This window comes from Streptomyces sp. NPDC015032 (assembly GCF_043080425.1).
Classification (GTDB): Bacteria; Actinomycetota; Actinomycetes; order Streptomycetales; family Streptomycetaceae; genus Streptomyces.
In genome coordinates this window covers 1-18,765 of record NZ_JBIBVN010000021.1, presented here as the reverse complement: position 1 = coordinate 18,765, position 18,765 = coordinate 1, and the positions used below count along the sequence as shown (strand labels likewise).

Below are 18,765 nucleotides of genomic sequence, written 5' to 3'. Positions count from 1 at the left end.
GTTTGCATCCGGGCTGCCGTGTATCAGACGGTCGACAGAGGCACACCGGATTTTGGGACGCCTACTTCATGAGGTCGAGGTCCCACCGGCCGTCCGCCCGCACCATGCAGCCGAAGCCCTTGTACTCGCCCGATTCGACGAATGCCTTCCCCCAGGCGTAGCACTGGGCGTCGCTCTCAACAATGTAGGTCTTGTCCGGCACGCCGTCGGCTGCCTGCGCCGTCGCGCCGACGGCGCCGGAGAACATCATGACACCGGCAGCGATGACCGCGATCTTCGCGAACTTCTTACGCATTCTTCCTCCTGCGGTCGGGGAGCGTGAGTCGAGGGGGATCCGGTCATCGCTACCGATTCGCATCGGCATGTGATCGCGTCGGCCGGGTAATGGCTGCGCTCTCTTCCGTGTTCGCGATGTGAACCGTCTCCACTTGCCTCAGCTCGCACTGCCGACCAAATATGTTGGGGTCGCCAGCATGTCGTCCGGCATGAATAGACGATCATGAAAATGGGTCATGCTTCAATCCGATCGGCTCCCTCGTTGCAGAATCCTCACAAGCGTGCGCTCTGCATCTATCTGTGCGGCCTCTGTCACCATTCGTGTGCCGCGCGGCCTGTCCGGCAGGCCCGGACCGATGGCCGGCCACGCGTCCGCGGTCCCGCTGGCGGCGACACCGGCACCTGTATCCCGCGGTTACCCTGCCCGGGGACCTGGAACAGCTCGTCCCCGGGAACAGGGTGTTCTCAGTACCACTTGGTGCAGTACCAAGGTGTCGGCCGCACATAGTCCACGTGCGCACACACGCGGACGCTGTCTCGTCCAGCGCCCATGGCCGTCCAGGTTTTTCCCATGCCCGCCGGCGTGTAGGTGGTCGCCCAAGCTGTGAACGTGTACCCAGGACGATCCGGCGGGGCGCCGTCAAGATTGGTCGTCGAACCGCTCCCTGCGCCCAGCTTCGACAGACGGCCCCAATGGGCGTTGCACGCACGCGAGTAGCGGAGATCCCAGACGTTTTCCCAGACGAAGATCTGCTCGACAGTGACGGCATCGGCCGCGCACCCCAGTGCCTGCGGGTCTTTCCCGGTACAGCCCCCGTCGAAGCACCCCGCGGCCGCGGCTCGCGTTGCGATCGGCTGCTCCGTGGCTCCGGCCGGTGTTGCTGCGACTCCCAGTGTGCCGAGAGCCGCCGTCGCCGCAAGGGCGGCGACAACCTTGCGGCGAATAACCGCGATCATGAATTCCCCCAGGTTCGAATTTCGACACGTCTCATACTTCGCACTCACTGGTGTCCTTGAGGCGAGCACTTTGATTGTGTCATTTCAACTCGAAGCAAAAGCAGGGCAATTGATTCGATTGTTCGCCGGATTGATAGTGTTCTCCTTATCGTGTCAGTTGAGAGGCAGGGCTGTCCCGAACCCGTGGTGGGGCGACGGGCTCCTTGAGTGGGGTTCAGTGCAAGTCAGCGGCACCCCCGGCGTCGTGACCCCGTCCTTGGTTCGCTCATTCGCCGCCGATCGAGTTCCTCGGCGCGGTCGCGCCTGAGCTGCAGCAGCGCGAAGTGCCCGGGCGCAGGGCCGCGGTCGGTAATGTCGCACCGCTGCGGCGCGGCGGTCAGTCCCGCGGCACGGTCGGCAGGTGGCGGAGGCCAGCAGCGAAGGCCGCTAGTAGCAGTGCCCCTCTTCCTGTTCGGCTGCGTTCTGAACGATCGTGCGCGCGATGGTCCGGAACAGGGTGATGCCGGCGCGGTCACGGTTCTTGGCGGGCCATGCGAGGGCCATCGTGCATGGAGAAACGTCCACCAGGTCCCGGTAGATGACGCCGGGGCGAGGGTAGAAGGTGCGGACCGAGGCCGGGAGGATGCCGATGGCCTGACGGCGTGAGATCGCGTGAAGCACGCCCTCTACGTCCAAGGTGAGCGGGCCGAAGAGGATGGGCACCCCGTCGGGGCGGGGGCTGACGGCCCAGAAGTCGCGCCACTCCTGGGGTGGTGACTCTGGCGGCATGGTGACCACGGGGCGCCCGGAGAGCTGTTCCAGCTTCACCTCGGCCCTGTCCGCGAGGGGATCCTCGGACGGGAGGCAGACGACGCGGGGTTCCTCGACCAGCTCCAACACCTGGAGGCCGGGCGGTGCCGGCGGGCGCACGAAGGCGACGTCCACCTCGCCGGAGTTCAACGCCTCGTACCGGTTTAGGAAGTTGAGGGCGCGTACCTCCACGGTCAGTCCCGGGCGCTGCTTGTTCCGCTCGTCGAGGATGGCCTGGCTGCGCGGCATCACGGGCTCGGTCGAGAGTGCGCCGATCACGATGTGTTCGGACACTTCTCGCGACTGCGCCTCGGCAGTGCGGTGCAGCTCGGCCATCGCGTCCGTTACTGCGCGCGCCCTGGGCAGCAACGCGTGTCCTGAGGAGGTCAGCTCGACGGTTCGGGAGGTGCGGTCGATCAGCTGGAGCCCCAGGCGCCGTTCCAGGCATCGGATCTGCTGGCTGAATGCCGGTTGGGTGATCAGCAGCCGTGCGGCAGCCCACCCGAAGTGCAGTTCCTCTGTCAGGGCAAGGAAAAGCCGGAGTTGATGGGTACTCGGATCCGCACCCCCGTTCGGCGGCCCCGCGTGCACGGACTCAGCTCCATCGCCACGCAATGCCATGTTGAAGAATCTACCGCCTGCTCTGAGGCATTCCTGCCTGCGCTTAGCCCCACCGAAACGGCGAGGCTAAGCTGCGTGCCCATGACGACTGTTGATTGGTCCGGTGTCCGCGACAGGGTACTCAGTCTCGGGAAGGCCCCCGGGGCTGACGAGGTGTTCGGAAGCGAGGGACACCAATGGGTACTCGAAGATCCGCTTTCGCCGCAGGAACTGCTCGAAGTGGAAGAGCAGATGGCGGTGGAGCTGCCCGAGGACTATCGAGAGTTCCTTCTCCACGTCGGCGCCGGAGGCGCCGGCCCCTCATACGGCATCTTCGTGCTGAAGAAAACGGCAACCGAAGGATGGCGGTGGTTCAACGATGGCCGGGGCCTCGTAGATCACAGCCGGATCGGCAAACCGTTTCCCAATCCCTTGCATGCCTCCGCGGACGATCTCCAGGATGCCTTGGACGCTGACCACCCGGACGAATACCCGGAGCGGTACCCCGATCCGAACAGCGAGGAGGCGAAGGCCGCCAAGCGGGCCTGGGCCGTACGCAGTCGTCAACTCGACGAGGACCTGCGGACAACAGGTGCGTTGCCTGTCTGTCACCATGGGTGCGGCTCCACGGAGTGGCTCGCGATCACCGGGCCCGAACAGGGCACGATGTGGTGCGACCCGGAAGGTGACGGGGTTCATCTCATCCCCGACCACCTCGACGACGACCCCGAGGGCCACCGCATCTCGTTCGGCCAGTTCTACTTCGCCTGGCTCGATGAAGCGGAACACGCCGTCGGCACGCCGACAACCTGAGCTCCAGCCGCGCGGCCCCGTCAAGAGAGGACGGCTTCTCGCGAACCGCCCGCCCAGAACGGTGAGTCGGGGCGGGGCGGACGCGGGGAGGCTCAAGCGGCTGCCGTATGCACTCTGCGGCGTGCTCGAACGGATGAACCAGCGGCTCGACCGTGAATTCTTTGACCGTCATGTCGTGGAGGTCGCACCCGACCTGCTGGGCCGCACCCTGGTCTGCGCGATGCCGGAGGGGACTGTGGCATTGCGCCTCACCGAAGTCGAGGCGTACAACGGCCGGGACGACCCGGGCTCGCATGCATATCGGGGCCGCACCCCGCGCAACGAGGCCATGTTCGGGCCGCCCGGGCACATCTACGTGTACTTCACCTACGGCATGCACTTCTGCATGAACCTCGTTACCAGTGAGGCCGGGCACTCGTCGGCCGTGCTGTTGCGCGCGGGTGAGGTCCTGGACGGCGTCGAACTCGCGCGCGGACGCCGCCCCACCGCCCGCAAGGACCGCGAACTCGCCCAGGGCCCGGCCAGGCTGACCGTGGCCGTCGGCGTCGACCGAGCCCACAACGGCGCCGACGCCTGTGGGGACGGTGCAACCTTCAGCGTCCTGACCGGCACGCCCCCCGACCCGGCGCTGATCCGCACCGGCCCGCGCACCGGCGTCTCCGGCGAGGGCGCAACGACCCCCTGGCGCTTCTGGATCGACGGTGACCCCAGCGTCAGCCCCTACCGCGCCCACGTCCCCAAGCGGAGATCCAGCGGCGAACCGACCGCTGCCCCCCGCTCCCGTACCTGACAGCCCCGAACACGCTGACGGCTGCCTTGAACATGACCAGACGCCTTGCCCGGAGAGGCGCCACCCCCCAGCCGGCCAAGGAAAGCCCCAGTTACGACCGCCAGATGACTACGCCGTCACGCACCACCAGCGGTTCGGGCCGACGCTCTTCGTAGAACCGGATCCATCCCAGGTTGACGCTGCCATCGGGGCGTCGATGAGAATCGTCGGCCTTGTCCGCGAGCCAGGTGAGGAGTTCGCCAGTGCGCTCGAAGTCGTCGGGATGGATCTCCTGCCGACTGGTCAGAGCCCAGGCATCACGCCGGGTGTTCTGCTTGCGCAACAGGACCGAGACAAGTGCACCGTCCACCTTGAACGCCTCGCCGTGGTAGCCCAGAAGAGGCTCAGGATGGTTCTCGACGATGAGTTCCCCGTGATCATCCTCCACCACAGACGGAAAGTCGGTCACGATTCGGAGGACCTTCGGCTGGGGGCCCAGCCCGAGGTGCCATTGGAGCTCGGCGAGTTCCTCCCCCGACAATTCGTCACGCAGGTCCAGCGTGAGCATGAGCTCAAAGATGTCAGCCATGGCCGCACACGCTAGTGCTCATGTCTGACAGTCCGACCCTTACCACCGAACGCTCGCATCCCGGCTGAACGGGCAGCCTGCACGCTGCAAATCCGGCTCAACTTCCGCTAATTTCCGTGAGACGCGCGTTCCCAGGCTTCGCGGATCTCGAGGGGGATCCGTCCTCGGGATGGTACGTCGTAGCCGTTGGCGCGTGCCCAGGAGCGGATCGCTGCGGTGTCGACGGGTTGGACGTCGGTGGGGGGTTGTGGTTTCCAGAGGGTGGGGTGTGAGGGGGTGAAGCGGGCAGGGGCATCAAGGATGCTGGGCGGGAACAGAGGGACTTGGAGCTGCCCGTCGAGGACGGAGACGAGGAAGGCTGTGAGGTTTCCGTCGTAGGTGAACCAGCCGGGGCCGCGGGCTTCGTTGACCGTGATGCGCCAGCGGTCGGGGGCATTTGCGGGGTCGCTGATCCAGAAGAGGTACTCGCCGTTGTCGGTGGCGCCGCAGGCGAAGAGCTTTTCGGGATCGTAGGGGACGGGGTGTGTGCCCCGGTCGTAGTCCGTGCGCAGCTGCGCACGGATCCGGCCGGGCATGGGCCCGGTGAGGTTGACGAATTCGGTCACGCCGTGGGGGTGGAAGATGTGGAAGTAGCTGTTGAATGTTCCGGGACCGTAGCGGTTGGCGAGCTGTTTGTAGTCCTGCGGCAGAGGCATGCCGAGGCGGGCTTCGATCGTGTCCCAGTGGATGTTCATGGCCTGGCTGGGGGGTGGGCAGAGCCGGGTGAGGGCGGTGAGGTCGGTCATTGGATTCCTAGGCGGCGTCGGTTCTGCTGTGCTGCGTGGTCGGGGTTGGCGAAATCGGTGTCGAGTTGGTAGCCGTGAGAGCCGTCCGCTTGCATGTAGATGCGCGACGGTACGGAGTCTGCTCTGCCGTCGGTGTATTCGAGGTAAACGCTGTACTGGACGGTCTGGCCAGCGACACTCTGGGCGGGGTTGCCTGCTACGGCGTCGTAGATCTGCTGCTCCAGGTCGCGCATATGGGGACTGTTGGTCGGATTTTGGGTGATGGTGAATAGATTATCGAGGTTGTCACCGGTGCCGCCCAGCATCCGAGCCAGCATGTGCCCGCGGGCCTGGTTGTAGTCGTTGCCGTGGAGGAAGCCCTGTGGTCTCAGCGAGTTGTTGGCGAGGGTGCCCTCGTCGAGCATGTCGCGCGTGACTGTGGCATGCATCTCGCTCGGCCTGCCGTGCTCGTCCTGGGTGAATACGACCCTGCCGCCCCAGGTATGGTCCGGAGAACAGCCGGCCAAGCCCAGGGGGTCCGCCATAGTGAATGGGTTGGGCACATAGGCGTAGTGGTTTGCCGCCGGCGCCAGACCCAGCGGGTCCGGGCTGATGTAGCGGCCGGTCTGCGGGTCGTAGTAGCGGTGGACGTTGTAATGCAGGCCGGTCTCGGGATCGAAGTACTGCCCCGGATACCGCAGAGGCGTGTACGCGGCGGCATCACTGTTCCACTGCGTTGCACCCCAGGCGGTGGAGCGCGCCCGCCAGGCCACGGTTCCGCCGGGGGAGACCATGTAGTTCGGGCTGCCGGTCAGGTCGGTGACGATGGCAAAGAAACGGCGGTCGACGTCCTGCTGGTCGCAGCCCTGGTGTTTTGTCTCGCGCTGGGCAAGCGGGTACAGGCCGGTGTAGTCCCACACCAGCACGGTGTTACCGGTCCGCTGCTCAGCCAGCTGGTATCCGTCCCATCCGTATGCGATGCGTTCAATGACGGCCCCGTCCGGATGCTGGTGGACCTTGGCGATCCTGCGGCCGAGGCCGTCGTAGGAGTAACGCCAAACGGTTTCGCGAGGGGTGCGGACCTGCACGAGATGGTCTTCGGCGTCCCACTGGAAGGTCCAGGTCAGGTGCTTTCCGCTGAGGGTCCGCACGCTGCGTGTGGTCAGTCGGCCTTGCGTGTCGTAGGTGTAGTGCGTTCTTCCCGAGCGGGTCAGGCGGGTGCCGTCATAGAGGCGGTCACCGGCGCTGTCCTGCCCGGGGGCTGACGCGGGAAGGTCGGCTCGTGTCTGGTCGCCTGCGGTGTTGTAGGAGTACTGCTCACTCCAGCCCCGGGCCTGCACGCCGGTGATACGGCTGGCTGTGTCGAGGGCGAAGGTGCGGCGGCCCATGATGCTGTCGTTGATGCCGACCGGGGTGCCGTCTGGCTGATAGGTGAAAACCCTTTCGAGGATCTCCGCGTCGGGGCTGCTGAGGCTGTGCCGGGTGATCCGCCCGACCGGGTCCCAGTCCTGCCGTACGGCCAGCGAACCATCCAGGGTCCGGGAGAGTTCCCGGCCGAGCGCGTCGCGCTCGAAGCGGAACGTGTGCTCCCCGACGGAATAGGTGCTGAGGCCTGCGGGCCCGTATTCAAGGCTGCTCTCGGCACCACAGGGGGCACGCCGCCAGGTGCGACGGCCTTGTGCGTCGTAGGCGTAGCGGAATGTGTGCCCGTTGAGTGTCTCGGCCACGATCCGACCTGCGTCATCAACTTCGAGCGTGATGTGCGCGTCGGCGCTGTCGATCTGCTGGATGCGGCCCGTGGGAGTATAGGAGAAGGTCGAGTTCATCTTGCCGTTGTGAGACGTCTGGACAACTCGGCCTAAGACATCACGTGCGTAGGCGATGCTCTGTCCTGCCGCGTTGGTTCGCTTGACCAGGCGGCCGGCCGCGTCGTGCTGGTAGGTCAGGGTGCGCCCGTCGAAGTCGCTCTCCCGCACGAGTCTTCCGGCTTGGTCATAGATGTAGGTCCACTCCCGGCCGCGGGTGTCGGTGACCTTGGTCAGACGCAGTTCGCTGTCGTGGGTGAAGGCGTAGCCGGGCTCGTCGGTACTGCGGGTGCCGGCTGGGAGATCGAAGTGGGTGTAACTGTGGGTAGTGGTGCGGCCCATGCGGTCGGTGTGGGTCAGAAGGTTGCCCTCCCCGTCCCAGGTCCACTCCTCACGGGTGCCGTCGGGCAGTTCACGCCAGGACAGGTGGCCATCAATGGTCCAACCCTGGTGCAGCGTTCCGCCCTCCGCATCGGTGGCAGCGGTAATACGGCCAAACGCGTCCCGGATGCAGGCGACAGTAGCCCCGGTGGCCGCCGTGACGGCCACCGGCAGCCCTGCAGCGTTGTTCGTGACACGGACCGCTCCGCCTGCTGCGGGACGGATCTCGCTGACAGCGCCTGTGCTGTCGGGCACGTACTCTGTCCGCTCGCCGACAGGGTTGGTCACGGCGGTGCGGTTGCCGACTGCGTCGTACTCGTAGCGGAAGCGCGTGCCGCCGCGCTCGGCGATCTCGATCGGTAGAAACTGGTCGTTGTAGACCGCAGCGGTGCGTTCGCCGTCCGGCGCAGTCATGGCAATGATGCGGCCGGCCTCGTCACGCTCGAGCCGCGTCGTGTGTCCAAGCGGGTCGGTGACCGTCAGGACCCGGTCGTAGGCATCAAAGGTGTGCTGGGTGGTGTTTCCCAGAGGGTCAGTCTCGGCCACGACCTGGTGGCGGTCGTTGAGGTGGAACACGGTGGTAGCACCGATTGAGTCCGTGTACCGGGTGAGCCGGCCGATATGGCCCGCTTCAGGGGGCTCCTCGTACGCGAATGTCGAAGACAGGAACCCCTCGGGCCCGATCGTGCGCTCAACTCGCCCCTGAGCGTCATAGACGTAATGGAAGGTGGAGTCGTTGCGGTCGGTCCACGACGTGATGCGTGCCTGTGAATCGTAGGCGAACCGCAAGGCAAGACCCGAGGAGTTGATAACCGCATCGAGGTTCCCCTCGTGGTCGTAGCCGTAGCGGCGTACGGAGGCCGGACCTTCGGACGTGCGCAGTGAGATCTCGGCCACCCGGTCGTCCTCGACGCGTAGCGTGACCTGGTAACCGCCGTCGTGCACCACCTGGACCGGAGCTCCGTCGCCGCGGCGAACGAAGGTGATGCCGTTGTGGTTGCGGTCCTCGACCTTGCTCAGCCAGTACGCGGGAGACTCGTTGTACGGGCTGCCGATGAAGTGACGGGTGGTCCCGGAGACCGGATCGGTTATTCGGTACGTCGTGGACGCGTTGTCCTGCCCGCCGTAGGTCAGGGGCAGACGGGCCCCTTCGATGGGCAGGATGCCCTCCGCTTCCTCAGAAACCGGCAGCCGCGGGTAGACGAGCACGGACCCATCCTCCCGCGCCCAGATCGCTGCCCGCCCTCTGACATCCATCTCTATGCGCTCATCGAGAGTGGAAGCCCAACTGCGTCCGAACCAACGACCATATCGGTACTGCGAGAGGTGGGTACGCCGGAGCGCCAGCGGCAGGGTTCCCGGGAGCACCAGGTCCGCCTGGGGGAGCGTCATCTCGCCGGTGGCGACATCGACCGGGTCGTTTTTACAGGTCTTCTTCTCCAAAGAGATGGCGTGACGGCGCGGGTCTCCCTTGACCTGATTGAGGGAGGCCGGCTTGACACGCATGCTGCCGCTCTTGTGGTTCGGCCGACCCTGTGAGGTATCGCGGCGGACTTGGCCGCCCTTAGGATCCTTGGTGGAAAGGCTTTTGAGGCGGTCGTGGACGTCGTGGTCAGTCTCCCTATGGATCTTGGAACTCCTGGTGATGCCCTCGGGCACCGTTTTGCCGATGTGGTCACCGAGGTCGCCGAGTGCCTTGCCGAGCTTCTCCATTACTCCGTCGATGGTCGTGTCAAGCGCGGCGGTCAAAGAGTCGTTGCCCTTGGCGCGGCCGTGGTGCCCCTTGGCCTTGCCGAGCTTGCCGCCCGTCTTCTCACGCATACTGATCTGAACGCTGGCCAGGCGCGTTCCGGCCTTGCTGTGTGCGTCATGGTCGAGGTCCAGGTCGCTATGGGGGCCTGAGCCGCCAGAACCACCCACCGAGTTGAGCTGAAGTCCTTCTTTGCCCGCCTGCACCGTTTGGTCTGTGTCGTAGCCGTCCTGCACGCCGGTGACGTTCAGCACGGTCTGGACCGCCAGGTCTGCCACGATGTTCTCGATCGCGGCTACTACCGGCTCCGTGAGTGTCGCGACGATCTCCGCCACGGCCTCCTCAGCCATCTCCTTCAGGATCCGCTTGAACGCGATGCGCGTAGCCGCGATCTTCGCGCCCGCCAAAAGTGTTGACAGGCCAGCCGTCACCGGAGCGAACACCAACGTAATGCCCACCGTCGCGCACAGGTCTGCGAGTTCGGCCACCGCGGCAATCTTCCGGGCCACGATGATGTCCGCAACTCGGTCCAACGCACCCGCGACGATCCGCGCGGCCTTCGCTAGATCTTTGTGCTTGCCCTGCACCTTCGACCAGTGTCTGTCCAGCGCGGTCAGTGACTCGCTTCGCCCGCTCGCGAGCAGAGTCTGGACGTGCTGATATGCCGCGTACGCGTCGTCCTCTGCGTCCTCCCCGAACTCCCGCAACGCGTCCGCCATATCGCGGTAGGCATCCTCGTCAACGTTAGGCCAGCCCACTCCGACCACATCGAGCATCGTGTCGACGCCATCAGGAATTGTGTAACCCACGACGCAACAGCCCCCAGTTCGCGACAGCTCAACCAAAACGAGGTGAATCAGCATGCCATGAAATGATTAGCGAACTTCCAGATCAACAGCCCGACAGCTACGCTGGTAGCCGCATCACCAGGCCCGCTTCCCTCTGTCAGCTTGTGAAAGCGGCTCGCTTGGTCAGCGGCCACGCCTGCCGCAAGCCGAACCCTCCGCGTAATCACTCTCGCGGGTTCAGGTTTCGCCGCTGCCTACTCTGTGCTCTGGGCGTTCGTCTGCTTTCCGCAGCTCAACGCCCTCGCCACCGACCACGAGATCACCGCTCCGCCCGTGGCTGCGGCCATGACGATGGCAGGCCCCGCCCTGTTCTGGGCGTTCATCGGACTGGGATACGGGCTGAGACGCCTGGGCTGGGCAGCCGGGCTTGCCCACACCGGAATCCACCGCACTGACCTACACCTACCTTGCCGCAGAGTCCACTGGCCACGACTTCAGCTACTGGCTGTACCTCTTGCTCCTCGTCGCCTGCAGTCTCAGCGCGTTCTGCGTCGTTCCGTGTGGCCTTGTTCGTGCCACCGTCGGCCGCCGCTGAATTCGACCGCGGTGGCACAGGACGGATGGTGGATCACCAGCCCCTGGACGAAGATGTCGCCGACGGACGAGGCCCTCTGCGCGGCGATGGTCGAGCAGGTCGGCAAGGAGCCGAGACACCGCCTTCCTTGACGCCAAGCCCTCCCGGACGAGCGGCAGCTGAACGTGCGGGTCAGGAGTGCGGGATGAGCTCAGGCAAGGAGGAGGCGGCGGTGTCCGGCCACATCACCGCGTCGGGAACTCGATCGTGACCGGCGTGGGCGTGTCCTACTCGGTGGGCTGTGCGGACATGCTTCAGGAGCGCTATCAGGGCTGGGGGCTCGAACGGCGAGTTCCGCCTCGAAGCGAGCTCGAATGCGGTCCGCGGGAAGGACGGCCGTTAAGGATGAGGCGTCCGCAGTCGCAGAAGCCCGTGCGCTGGACCAGGGCGGCGGACTCCCGCTGGGAAAGGAAGTCGCCGATCGCGTCGACGGCGACGAACCCGAAGTCCGACCCGGGCGCGCAAGGGATGACCGCGGCTGAAGCCGCCACGGCGGCCAGCTGCGACATTGCTACCGCGCAGGCGCTTCTCCCCCAAGGGCCGACAGTGTGCGACATTCCGTGAGAGACCCTCATGGCGCTCCCGACAGGAGGCGCGGTTCATCGGTTGTGCAGTCGCGGCAGTTGCCCGGGGTGGGGGAGCGGAAGCCCCGGTCGCAGCGGTCGCAGTTCTGGAGCGGGACCGTGGGCTGCCCCGGGGCCGGTGGGGGCGGGAGGAGAGCGGTGAGCCGGTGCCGCAGGAGCTTGGCGGGGTGTCTGAGGGGCTGAGGCAGGTCGTGGGTGAGGGCATGCCGGAGGGCGGCGGGCGTGGTGCCGCGTTCTAACCAGGTGGCTGCGGCGGGGGCGAGCAGGACGACGTCCTTCTCGGTGAGGGCGATCTGTGCCGAGTGGCGGGGGAGATCGGTGAGCAGCGCGGTGGCGGCGCGGAGGTGCTTGGGGAGCGGGTTGCGCGGCTGGGGGAGCGGCGTGGGTGTGGGTGTGGGTGTGGGTGTACGCGTCGGCGGGGGCGGAGGTGCGGGCGTGGCGGCCATGGGCGCGGGGGCGGGGGCGGGTGCCTGGCGGCGTGGCTTGGGCGACGGGGGCGGGGCCGGGTGGGGTTGCGCGGTGCGGGTCGGCTGGTTGTAGGAGCACGTACGCGTGACGACGCGGCCATTGGCCAGCCGCTCACGGGTGCGGCTCAGGTAGCCATGGGCCTCCAGTTCGCGCAGCGCGGCGGCGATACGGGCCTCGCTGTCGGGAAACCGCTCGGCGAGCGTCTTGATGCCGATCCGCGCCCCGGCGGGCAGCGACTGGATGTACGTCGAGAGCCCGATCGCGAGCAGGGAGAGCTCACGGTGCTGGGCGAGATGGTTGCCGATGACGGTGAAGCGGCTGGTGTGCCGGGTGTTGATGTGCATGACACCGGATGTCGGCGTGGCGCTCCCGCGAACGGGAGACGGGGTGCGCGGGGGCGCGCTAACCTGCTGGGTATCCATCGGGAAGCGTCTCTTCCTCGGTGGTCAGGCCCTCGATCGGGATTGCGAGTCCCGGCCGGGGGCCGACGTCTGTGTGCGGTTGTCGCGGCGAGCATATGCCAGCCAATAGCCCCGAAAGCCAGCTCAGTTGGCGAACCTCACCCGTGCGGGTGACGGGCTCCTGCACGTTGCTGGGGGAGGGGTTGGGTTGGGTTTGGGGAAGTTTCTTATTCCCAAAGCCTTTAAAAGCCTTTTTACGTCGGGGCCCGCCGCGTCGCGGTCAGCCGGGTCGCGGCGCACCGGGTCGCGGCTGTCGCGATCCGGTGCGGGGGCGCGGACCTGGGGCGATCAGCCCTGGCGGGCGTACGTGACGAACGCGGACCAGGCGGTTGGGGCGACGTCGAGGTGGGGGCCCTGGACGTTCTTGGAGTCGCGGATGTGGATGGTGGTGGGGCAGGCGGCTACCTCGACGCAGGCGCCGCCCTCGCCGCTGCTGTAGCTGGACTTGTGCCAGTCGTAGGCGACCTCGATGCACTCGCCACCCTCGCCGCTGCTGTAGCTGCTCTTGAACCAGTGGAGTTGCTCGATATTCATCGCTCTCCCAGCATCTTCTCGATCAGCGTCAGGGACTCCGTGGGCGTGAGAGCCCGCGAGCGGATAATCCCATAGCGCTCGCTGAACACGCGGACCTCCTCCGGGTCAGTAATCAGCCGCGCATGGCCGTACGTCTCTGTGTACGCCGTTTCTTGGCGGCCCTTGGGGGTGAGGAGAGTGAACGCCGCATCCAGACTTGGGTGGTCCTCCCTGTCCGTTGTCATGACCTGGAGCTCCACGGTCCGCATGCGGCCAACATTCAAGAGCCTCTGCAACTGCTGCCTGTGAATGGTGCTCCCGCCGATTGGGCGTTCCAGTGCGACCTGCTCCAGCACGTAGCTGAATGTTGGTGCGGGCCAGCGGTCGAAGATCTGCTGGCGATCCATGCGGTCCGCCACCCGTTTCTCGATCGTCTGCTCGTCTAGCAAGGGGCGTCGCTGTGTGAAGACTGCACGCGCATAGCCCTCGGTCTGTAGCAGGCCTGGCACGGCTTGCGTGCTGTAGATGTGCAACGCGAGCGCATCCGCCTCCACCCGCGCGTAGTTCCGGAACCAGTCCGGATGCCGCGTACGCACCTTCGCCATCGCCTCCCGTACCTCGTCAACAGCGGCACACAGCACCCCACCCGCATCGAGCAGTGGGTCCACGCGGATCAGGAACTCCGGTTGCGGCGTCCGCACCCCCCGTTCCATCGCCGAGATCAGGTCCTCCCCGCAATGCGCCGCGAGGCCCAGGTCCTTCTGGCTCAGGCCCGCGCGTTCGCGCAGCGCCTTGATCTGTTTGCCCAGCGCCCGGAACAGGTGCGCCGTTCCATCCGATTCGGCCGGGCGTTCCGGCCTTTCTTCGCGTTCCGCGTTCGCCATCTGCCCCGCACCGCTTCTCTGTCCGTCCGGTCACGGCCGACGCCCCGTACAGCCGACCGGGCGTGCCCGTACAGCTACTCGGCGTCGTGGTGTCACTCCTGGTCAGCGTACGAGGAACCGGACACGCTGAGTCACATGAACGTCGAAATCACCCTTGTGGGCGCCGAGTTCGTCCAGCGCTTCAGCGCCACCCGCCGCGGGGCACGGCTCGCCCGCCGGCTTGCTGTGCATCAACTCGACGGGTGGGGTGTGCCGTACGGGAGCGAGCTCTCCGAGGACGCCGCAGTGATCGTGTCCGAGCTGGCGGCCAACGCGGTGCTGCACGGGCACGTACAGGGACGGGACTTCGAACTGAGGCTCGTCCCCCTCGCGGACACGCTCCGTATCGAGGTGTCGGACGCGCGGGGTGAGCGAGGACCGGAGCAGCGTGGCCTCCGGCCCGGCGCGGAGTCCGGGTACGGCCTGCATCTGGTCGAGGCGCTGGCCACGTCCTGGGGGGTCACCGACCGGGCCGTGGGCAAGACGGTCTGGGCCGAGTTGCCTATCGGTCATCATTGACGCGGGCATGAGGTGGGGCCGACACCCACCGCCCGGGTGTGTCCCGGTGGCAGGTCCGGCCGCTGCTGGTCAGCATGGACCCATGCCCCTCGATCAGGGAGGACCCATGTCCATCGCGGTACTCGGAGCAACCGGCGGCCAGGGCAGCGCCGTGGTCGCCGCCCTGCTGGAGGCGGGGCGTGCCGTGCGCGCCGTGGTGCGCGATCCCGGCGGCAGGCGGGCCAGGGTGCTGGCGGCGGCCGGGGCGGAGGTCGTGCCCGGGGATCTGCTCGACGCGGCCTCGCTCGCCGAGGCGTTCCGGGGCGCGGCGGCCGCGTTCGCCGTCACCACACCGTTCCAGGACGGTCTGGACGCGGAGGTGGCGCAGGGTGCGGCGATCGTACGGGCCGCCGAGGAGGCCGCGCTGCCGCATCTGGTGCTGGCCTCCGTCGCCAGTGCGGACCGTGGCACGGGGGTCCCGCACTTCGAGACCAAGGCCAGGATCGAAGAGCTGCTCGCCGGCTCCGGGCTTCCGGCGACGGTGGTGGCACCGACCTACTTCTACGACAACGCGCTGGGCGCTCTGGACGAGGTCGCCGCCGGTGTCCTGACCATGCCGCTTCCCGGTGACACGCCTCTCCAGCAGGTGGCGAGGCAGGACCTCGGCCGGGTGGTGGCCGCCGTCGTGGCCGATCCGGGCCGCTGGACCGGGCAGCGGATCGAGGTGGCGGGCGACGACCCCACGCCGCTCCGGATGGCCGAGGAGATCGGCCTTGCCGCAGGCGGCAAGGTGGCGTTCCGGCAGACGCCGCTGGAGGACCTGCGCACCAACCCCGACATGTACGCCATGTACAAGTTCCTCGCGGGCACCGGTTACCAGGTGGATCTGGGGGCGCTGCGGAGCTGGTTCCCCACGGTCCCCTGGACCTCGTACGCCGACTGGGCCGGCACCCAGGAATGGCCGACGCCACGCGGGTGACCCCCACCTCTGCCCGAGCCGGGCGGCTCGGGCAGAGGCCGTGCCCGCGTCACAGCATGCGCAGCGCCCGTACGGGGACGAGGGGGTCCGACAGAGGGCGTACGGCCATGCGCATGAGCGCGAGGGCGTTGTCGTCACCCGCGATGCGGTTGGCACTGAGCTCACCGCATGTCAGGCACTCATGGATGAGTGTCCATTCCCCGTCCTGCCGGACGGACAGGCTGAGCGCCGTCATCCGCCCGCGGCAGTCGGCGGCCCGGTCGCCCGGTATCCGCAGATCGACGTGCAGGCTGGTCAGGCAGTGCGGGCAGTGGTTGCGATGGGCGGTGCCCGGGGCGGTCAGTGGTACGTCGAGCCGGCAGCCGACGCAACGGAACGCGTCGCCGTGGGCGCCGCCCGGTCCGTGCAGGACATCCTTCCGTCTCTGCGGGCGGTGCGACGACCGCCGGGGTCCACGTCGTGGCATGGTGGGTCCTCCGTCCGTTCCTCGGTCGCTCCGGTGGCTCACAGATCGCCGAACGCTTCGAGGGGGAAGGGCGGTTGGGCCAGTGGACGTACGGCCATCCGCATCAGGATCAGCTGGTTGTCGTCCCCGCAGACCGGGTTCGAGGTCAGCTCGTCGCAGCGGGTGCAGCGGTGGATGACCATCCAGTCACCGGTGCGGAGCACCGCGATGGAGATCGGGGTCATACGCGCCCCGCAGCCGGACGGGCCGCCCTCGACGTGGTCGAGGCAGTGCTTCGAGTGCAGGCAGCTGGGGCAGTGGTTGCGACGGCTGCCGTCGGGCGCGAGCGTGGCGACGGTCAGCCCGCACCACAGGCAGGTGAAGGTATCGGTCCTCAGATAGGCGCTGGCGCCGTGCTGGGAGGACTTGGTCGTACGGTGCTGGGGGTTGTCGGTGGACACCCGGGTTTTCTCCTTGCCGAAGAGGATGAGCAATGCAGCAGGGAAGTACCGAGCGGCCCTCGGGGGCGGCGGCCGGGGAGGCATGAGGCATCGGCCGGGAATCACGTACTGACGGAAAGGAAGCGCGTACCGGTCAGGTTGCGCGGGTCAGTGCGATGCCGCGGGCGTGCGCGTGCACGCGGCTCCGATCGCCCCGGCGCGGATGAAGGCGCGGCGAGGGAGGCTCGGAACTACTGGCCGGGGCATACATCAACTGCTTTCCAGGGCGAACGCCCGTAGGTCGCCGACGGTCGGCACCGTGGTCGAGGTGCGAGCACCGTAACAACGCGCCCCTATCGGACTCCAGCGAATATCGGGCGCGGGCGGGGGCGGGACTTCGAGCTCCGGCTCGTCGCTCTCTCCAGAGGTCCGGCGGAGGTCAGCCGACGCGGCCGACGTGGATCACGATGATGGTGACCTGGGCCTCTTTGATCTCGTACAGCACGCGGTAGCGCCCGACATGCACGCGTCGCAGCGTGGGCGAGCCATACGGTGCCGACCCCTGCGGCAGAGGGTTGTCGGCGAGCATGTCGACAGCATCCATTAATTGGCGCAAGCCGTCGGGGTCGTCCTTGAGGAACCGGGCAGCCTGGTCGATGGCGTGCTCGTCCCAGGTGATCAGATACGTCAACGCTGCTCCAGGCCAAGTCGTGCGCGGACCTGGTCATGCGGGACCGTTTCCACCGCGCCAGCGGCCTGGCGCGCCTGGTACTGGGCAAGAGCCAGTGCATCCTCCAGCTCGGCCAGCTCCTGGGGGTTGATCAGTATGGCTGCGGGCTGGCCGTGGTCGGTGATCGTGATGCGTTCCCGCGCGTTGGAGGCTCTACGGACAAGAGAGCCGAAGCGGGCGCGGGCTTCAGTGATCGGCAACGTGTCGCTCATGTGCAGAAGTGTACACTTGTTGCATCTTGTGTCCAATCGGTGTCCGCGCGTGAGCCGACTTCCTGATACGTGAACGGGGCGGAGTGTCGCGAGTGCTGGACGACAATGCCTCGGCGTTCTCCGTACCCCTCGGAGAGAATGAGGGCATGGAGCTGCGTGGGGACAAGGTCGTGTTGCGGCCGGTGGCCGATGGCGAGGACGAGATCCTCGAAAGGGTCGTGAGGGAACCGGAAGTCGCGGCGTGGTGGTCGCCCCCGGACGGCTACGAACGCATGCTGGCCGTCGTTTTCGAGGGTGAGGTCATCGGCGCAGTCCAGTTCAATGAGGAGAACGATCCCGAGTTCCGCCACGCGGGCATCGACATCTTCCTGACGGCGAGGCACCACGGGAAGGGCCTCGGTACCGATACGGTGCGCACGCTGGCCTGGTGGCTGGTGGGGGAACGCGGCCATCACCGGCTGACCATCGATCCCGCCTCGGCCAACGCCGCGGCGATCCGCTGCTACGGCAAGGTCGGGTTCAAACCCGTGGGAATCATGCGGGCGTACTGGCGGGACCACCGGACGGGGGTCTGGCAGGACGGTCTGCTGATGGACCTGCTCGCGGACGAGCTGGCTTGAAATCCAGCGTGGTCCGCGGCATGTCGACCGACGCTTCCGGACCCGCGTTCTACTGCCAGATCGCGGTGTCGGGGTCGATGCCGTGGGCGCGCGCGTCGGCGTCGACGATTTGACGGAACCACGCGGCAAGGCCGGCGCGGATGCCGTCGTAGTGGGCGGCGAATGCCGGATCGGCCTCGTACATGCGGCCGAGACAGACCTGCATTTGCCTGGTGAGGGGAAAGTACGAAGCGAAGACTTCCCGGTGCCGTTCGACGAGCTGATTCGCTTCCGGGCTGCCAGGTGTGACGTCGGCGTCCATCGCATCGCCGAGGGCGCGATCGAGGGCGGCGACGGCGTCGGCGATTGCCTGCAATTCCTCCGGACCGCGAGAGGCGGAGCGTTCGGCGTACTGCCGCCATTGCGTCGTGCCTCCCCAGCGCTGACGGGCTTGGGCGGGCCCGTCCGGGTCCCACTGGGGGCCGAAGATCGCGGCCTGCTGCTCTGCGGTCAGCAGCAGGCCGCGCTCGTGGGCGTCGATCATCCGATCCAGTCCGGCGCCGAGCTGTTGCAGGCGGTCGATCCGTTCCGCGACCTGGGTGCGCTGCGCGCGCAGTGCGCCGGGTACGTCTGCGGTCGAGTCGTCCAGGATGGCCTGAATCCTGTCCAGGCCGAGACCGATCTCACGGTAGACGACGATGCGGTGCAGGCGTTCCAGGTCACCGGCGGTGTAGAGCCGGTATCCGGCAGCCGTGCGCAGCGACGGTCGCGCAAGACCGATCTCGTCCCAGTGGTGCAGGGCGCGGACCGTCACGCCCAGGCGTGTCGAGACCTGGCCGACGGGCAGGCCATCGGCGTCAGTGGTATCAGGCATGCTCCTGATTGTCGCTGCGACCGGCGCCCGGGGGGGTGCCTCTATGTCGTTCGTCAATCCCGCGCTGTCGGTTTTGGGGGTGTGGGTCCCGTTCATGGGGCGAGGGTGACGGTGGGTGTTCGGG

At 67.1% G+C, this 18,765-nt stretch carries 19 protein-coding genes; 5 read left to right on the top strand and 14 right to left on the bottom strand.

The window, feature by feature from the left end; translation table 11 throughout:
* Positions 1 to 61: 61 nt before the first annotated feature.
* The 3 genes from ACF08M_RS25950 to ACF08M_RS25940 form a co-directional block, all read right to left on the bottom strand.
* Entirely contained in the window at positions 62 to 295 is a 234-nt protein-coding gene (locus tag ACF08M_RS25950; RefSeq protein ID WP_392187668.1) for a hypothetical protein, read from the bottom strand.
* A gap of 446 nt (positions 296 to 741) precedes the next feature.
* Positions 742 to 1,281 (bottom strand): DUF2690 domain-containing protein, encoded by a 540-nt coding sequence (locus ACF08M_RS25945; protein ID WP_392187667.1) that lies wholly within the window; start codon positions 1,279 to 1,281, stop codon positions 742 to 744.
* Positions 1,282 to 1,659: 378 nt separating this feature from the next.
* Entirely contained in the window at positions 1,660 to 2,613 is a 954-nt protein-coding gene (locus ACF08M_RS25940; RefSeq protein WP_392187666.1) for a LysR family transcriptional regulator, read from the bottom strand.
* Here ACF08M_RS25940 and ACF08M_RS25935 point away from each other — a divergent pair.
* Both ACF08M_RS25935 and ACF08M_RS25930 read left to right on the top strand, forming a co-directional pair.
* Positions 2,608 to 3,435, top strand: coding sequence for an SMI1/KNR4 family protein (locus ACF08M_RS25935; protein ID WP_392187665.1), 828 nt, complete (start codon positions 2,608 to 2,610; stop codon positions 3,433 to 3,435). The two genes, ACF08M_RS25940 and ACF08M_RS25935, sit on opposite strands and share 6 nt — an antisense overlap.
* Before the next feature lie 133 nt (positions 3,436 to 3,568).
* On the top strand, positions 3,569 to 4,225 hold the full coding sequence (locus tag ACF08M_RS25930; protein WP_392187765.1) for a DNA-3-methyladenine glycosylase: 657 nt from the start codon (positions 3,569 to 3,571) through the stop codon (positions 4,223 to 4,225).
* Positions 4,226 to 4,316: 91 nt separating this feature from the next.
* Here the strand turns inward: ACF08M_RS25930 and ACF08M_RS25925 are convergent, their stop codons facing one another.
* The 6 genes from ACF08M_RS25925 to ACF08M_RS25900 form a co-directional block, all read right to left on the bottom strand.
* Positions 4,317 to 4,772 carry a hypothetical protein gene (locus ACF08M_RS25925; RefSeq protein WP_392187664.1) on the bottom strand — a complete coding sequence of 152 codons (456 nt, stop codon included), beginning with the start codon at positions 4,770 to 4,772 and terminating at the stop codon, positions 4,317 to 4,319.
* Between the two features lie 128 nt (positions 4,773 to 4,900).
* Positions 4,901 to 5,368, bottom strand: a complete 468-nt coding sequence (locus ACF08M_RS25920) for a histone-like nucleoid-structuring protein Lsr2 (RefSeq protein WP_392187764.1) — start codon at positions 5,366 to 5,368, stop codon at positions 4,901 to 4,903.
* 206 nt (positions 5,369 to 5,574) lie between these two features.
* The gene (locus ACF08M_RS25915; protein WP_392187663.1) at positions 5,575 to 10,356 is read right to left on the bottom strand and encodes an RHS repeat-associated core domain-containing protein; all 4,782 of its coding nucleotides are present in this window, start codon (positions 10,354 to 10,356) and stop codon (positions 5,575 to 5,577) included.
* 1,130 nt (positions 10,357 to 11,486) lie between these two features.
* Entirely contained in the window at positions 11,487 to 12,389 is a 903-nt protein-coding gene (locus ACF08M_RS25910) for a helix-turn-helix domain-containing protein (protein WP_392187662.1), read from the bottom strand.
* Positions 12,390 to 12,716: 327 nt separating this feature from the next.
* Complete coding sequence (locus tag ACF08M_RS25905) at positions 12,717 to 12,962, bottom strand: DUF397 domain-containing protein (protein ID WP_392187661.1); 246 nt, start codon at positions 12,960 to 12,962, stop codon at positions 12,717 to 12,719.
* Positions 12,959 to 13,825, bottom strand: a complete 867-nt coding sequence (locus ACF08M_RS25900; RefSeq protein ID WP_392187660.1) for a Scr1 family TA system antitoxin-like transcriptional regulator — start codon at positions 13,823 to 13,825, stop codon at positions 12,959 to 12,961. Before ACF08M_RS25900 ends, ACF08M_RS25905 begins: the two co-directional genes overlap by 4 nt.
* 135 nt (positions 13,826 to 13,960) lie before the next feature.
* On the opposite strand from ACF08M_RS25900, the gene ACF08M_RS25895 reads away from it, so the two are divergent.
* Entirely contained in the window at positions 13,961 to 14,383 is a 423-nt protein-coding gene (locus ACF08M_RS25895) for an ATP-binding protein (RefSeq protein ID WP_392187659.1), read from the top strand.
* Positions 14,384 to 14,489: 106 nt separating this feature from the next.
* On the top strand, positions 14,490 to 15,341 hold the full coding sequence (locus ACF08M_RS25890; RefSeq protein WP_392187658.1) for an NmrA/HSCARG family protein: 852 nt from the start codon (positions 14,490 to 14,492) through the stop codon (positions 15,339 to 15,341).
* 49 nt (positions 15,342 to 15,390) lie between these two features.
* Here the strand turns inward: ACF08M_RS25890 and ACF08M_RS25885 are convergent, their stop codons facing one another.
* The 4 genes from ACF08M_RS25885 to ACF08M_RS25870 form a co-directional block, all read right to left on the bottom strand.
* Positions 15,391 to 15,807, bottom strand: a complete 417-nt coding sequence (locus tag ACF08M_RS25885) for an RNHCP domain-containing protein (RefSeq protein ID WP_392187657.1) — start codon at positions 15,805 to 15,807, stop codon at positions 15,391 to 15,393.
* Between the two features lie 38 nt (positions 15,808 to 15,845).
* Positions 15,846 to 16,247: an RNHCP domain-containing protein gene (locus tag ACF08M_RS25880; RefSeq protein WP_392187656.1), complete on the bottom strand. Its 402-nt coding sequence runs from the start codon at positions 16,245 to 16,247 to the stop codon at positions 15,846 to 15,848.
* A 418-nt stretch (positions 16,248 to 16,665) separates the two neighbouring features.
* Positions 16,666 to 16,917 (bottom strand): type II toxin-antitoxin system RelE/ParE family toxin, encoded by a 252-nt coding sequence (locus ACF08M_RS25875; protein WP_392187655.1) that lies wholly within the window; start codon positions 16,915 to 16,917, stop codon positions 16,666 to 16,668.
* Complete coding sequence (locus ACF08M_RS25870; RefSeq protein WP_266915235.1) at positions 16,914 to 17,168, bottom strand: type II toxin-antitoxin system Phd/YefM family antitoxin; 255 nt, start codon at positions 17,166 to 17,168, stop codon at positions 16,914 to 16,916. The genes ACF08M_RS25875 and ACF08M_RS25870 overlap by 4 nt, the downstream gene beginning before the upstream one ends.
* A gap of 146 nt (positions 17,169 to 17,314) precedes the next feature.
* Here ACF08M_RS25870 and aac(6') point away from each other — a divergent pair, with 146 nt between their 5' ends.
* The gene (gene aac(6') / locus ACF08M_RS25865; protein WP_392187763.1) at positions 17,315 to 17,788 is read left to right on the top strand and encodes an aminoglycoside 6'-N-acetyltransferase; all 474 of its coding nucleotides are present in this window, start codon (positions 17,315 to 17,317) and stop codon (positions 17,786 to 17,788) included.
* Positions 17,789 to 17,837: 49 nt separating this feature from the next.
* On the opposite strand, the gene ACF08M_RS25860 is transcribed toward aac(6'), so the two are convergent.
* Positions 17,838 to 18,641: a MerR family transcriptional regulator gene (locus tag ACF08M_RS25860; protein ID WP_392187654.1), complete on the bottom strand. Its 804-nt coding sequence runs from the start codon at positions 18,639 to 18,641 to the stop codon at positions 17,838 to 17,840.
* Positions 18,642 to 18,765 lie beyond the last annotated feature (124 nt).

Bases quoted from the DNA above. Each gene is read 5' to 3' on its own strand.
- ACF08M_RS25950 (WP_392187668.1), bottom strand. From the start codon at position 295: ATGCGTAAGAAGTTCGCGAAGATCGCGGTCATCGCTGCCGGTGTCATG.
- ACF08M_RS25930 (WP_392187765.1), top strand. From the start codon at position 3,569: ATGAACCAGCGGCTCGACCGTGAATTCTTTGACCGTCATGTCGTGGAG.
- ACF08M_RS25925 (WP_392187664.1), bottom strand. From the start codon at position 4,772: ATGCTCACGCTGGACCTGCGTGACGAATTGTCGGGGGAGGAACTCGCC.
- ACF08M_RS25920 (WP_392187764.1), bottom strand. From the start codon at position 5,368: ATGCCCGGCCGGATCCGTGCGCAGCTGCGCACGGACTACGACCGGGGC.
- ACF08M_RS25915 (WP_392187663.1), bottom strand. From the start codon at position 10,356: ATGCTGATTCACCTCGTTTTGGTTGAGCTGTCGCGAACTGGGGGCTGT.
- ACF08M_RS25910 (WP_392187662.1), bottom strand. From the start codon at position 12,389: ATGGATACCCAGCAGGTTAGCGCGCCCCCGCGCACCCCGTCTCCCGTT.
- ACF08M_RS25905 (WP_392187661.1), bottom strand. From the start codon at position 12,962: ATGAATATCGAGCAACTCCACTGGTTCAAGAGCAGCTACAGCAGCGGC.
- ACF08M_RS25900 (WP_392187660.1), bottom strand. From the start codon at position 13,825: ATGGCGAACGCGGAACGCGAAGAAAGGCCGGAACGCCCGGCCGAATCG.
- ACF08M_RS25895 (WP_392187659.1), top strand. From the start codon at position 13,961: ATGAACGTCGAAATCACCCTTGTGGGCGCCGAGTTCGTCCAGCGCTTC.
- ACF08M_RS25890 (WP_392187658.1), top strand. From the start codon at position 14,490: ATGTCCATCGCGGTACTCGGAGCAACCGGCGGCCAGGGCAGCGCCGTG.
- ACF08M_RS25885 (WP_392187657.1), bottom strand. From the start codon at position 15,807: ATGCCACGACGTGGACCCCGGCGGTCGTCGCACCGCCCGCAGAGACGG.
- ACF08M_RS25870 (WP_266915235.1), bottom strand. From the start codon at position 17,168: ATGAGCGACACGTTGCCGATCACTGAAGCCCGCGCCCGCTTCGGCTCT.
- ACF08M_RS25860 (WP_392187654.1), bottom strand. From the start codon at position 18,641: ATGCCTGATACCACTGACGCCGATGGCCTGCCCGTCGGCCAGGTCTCG.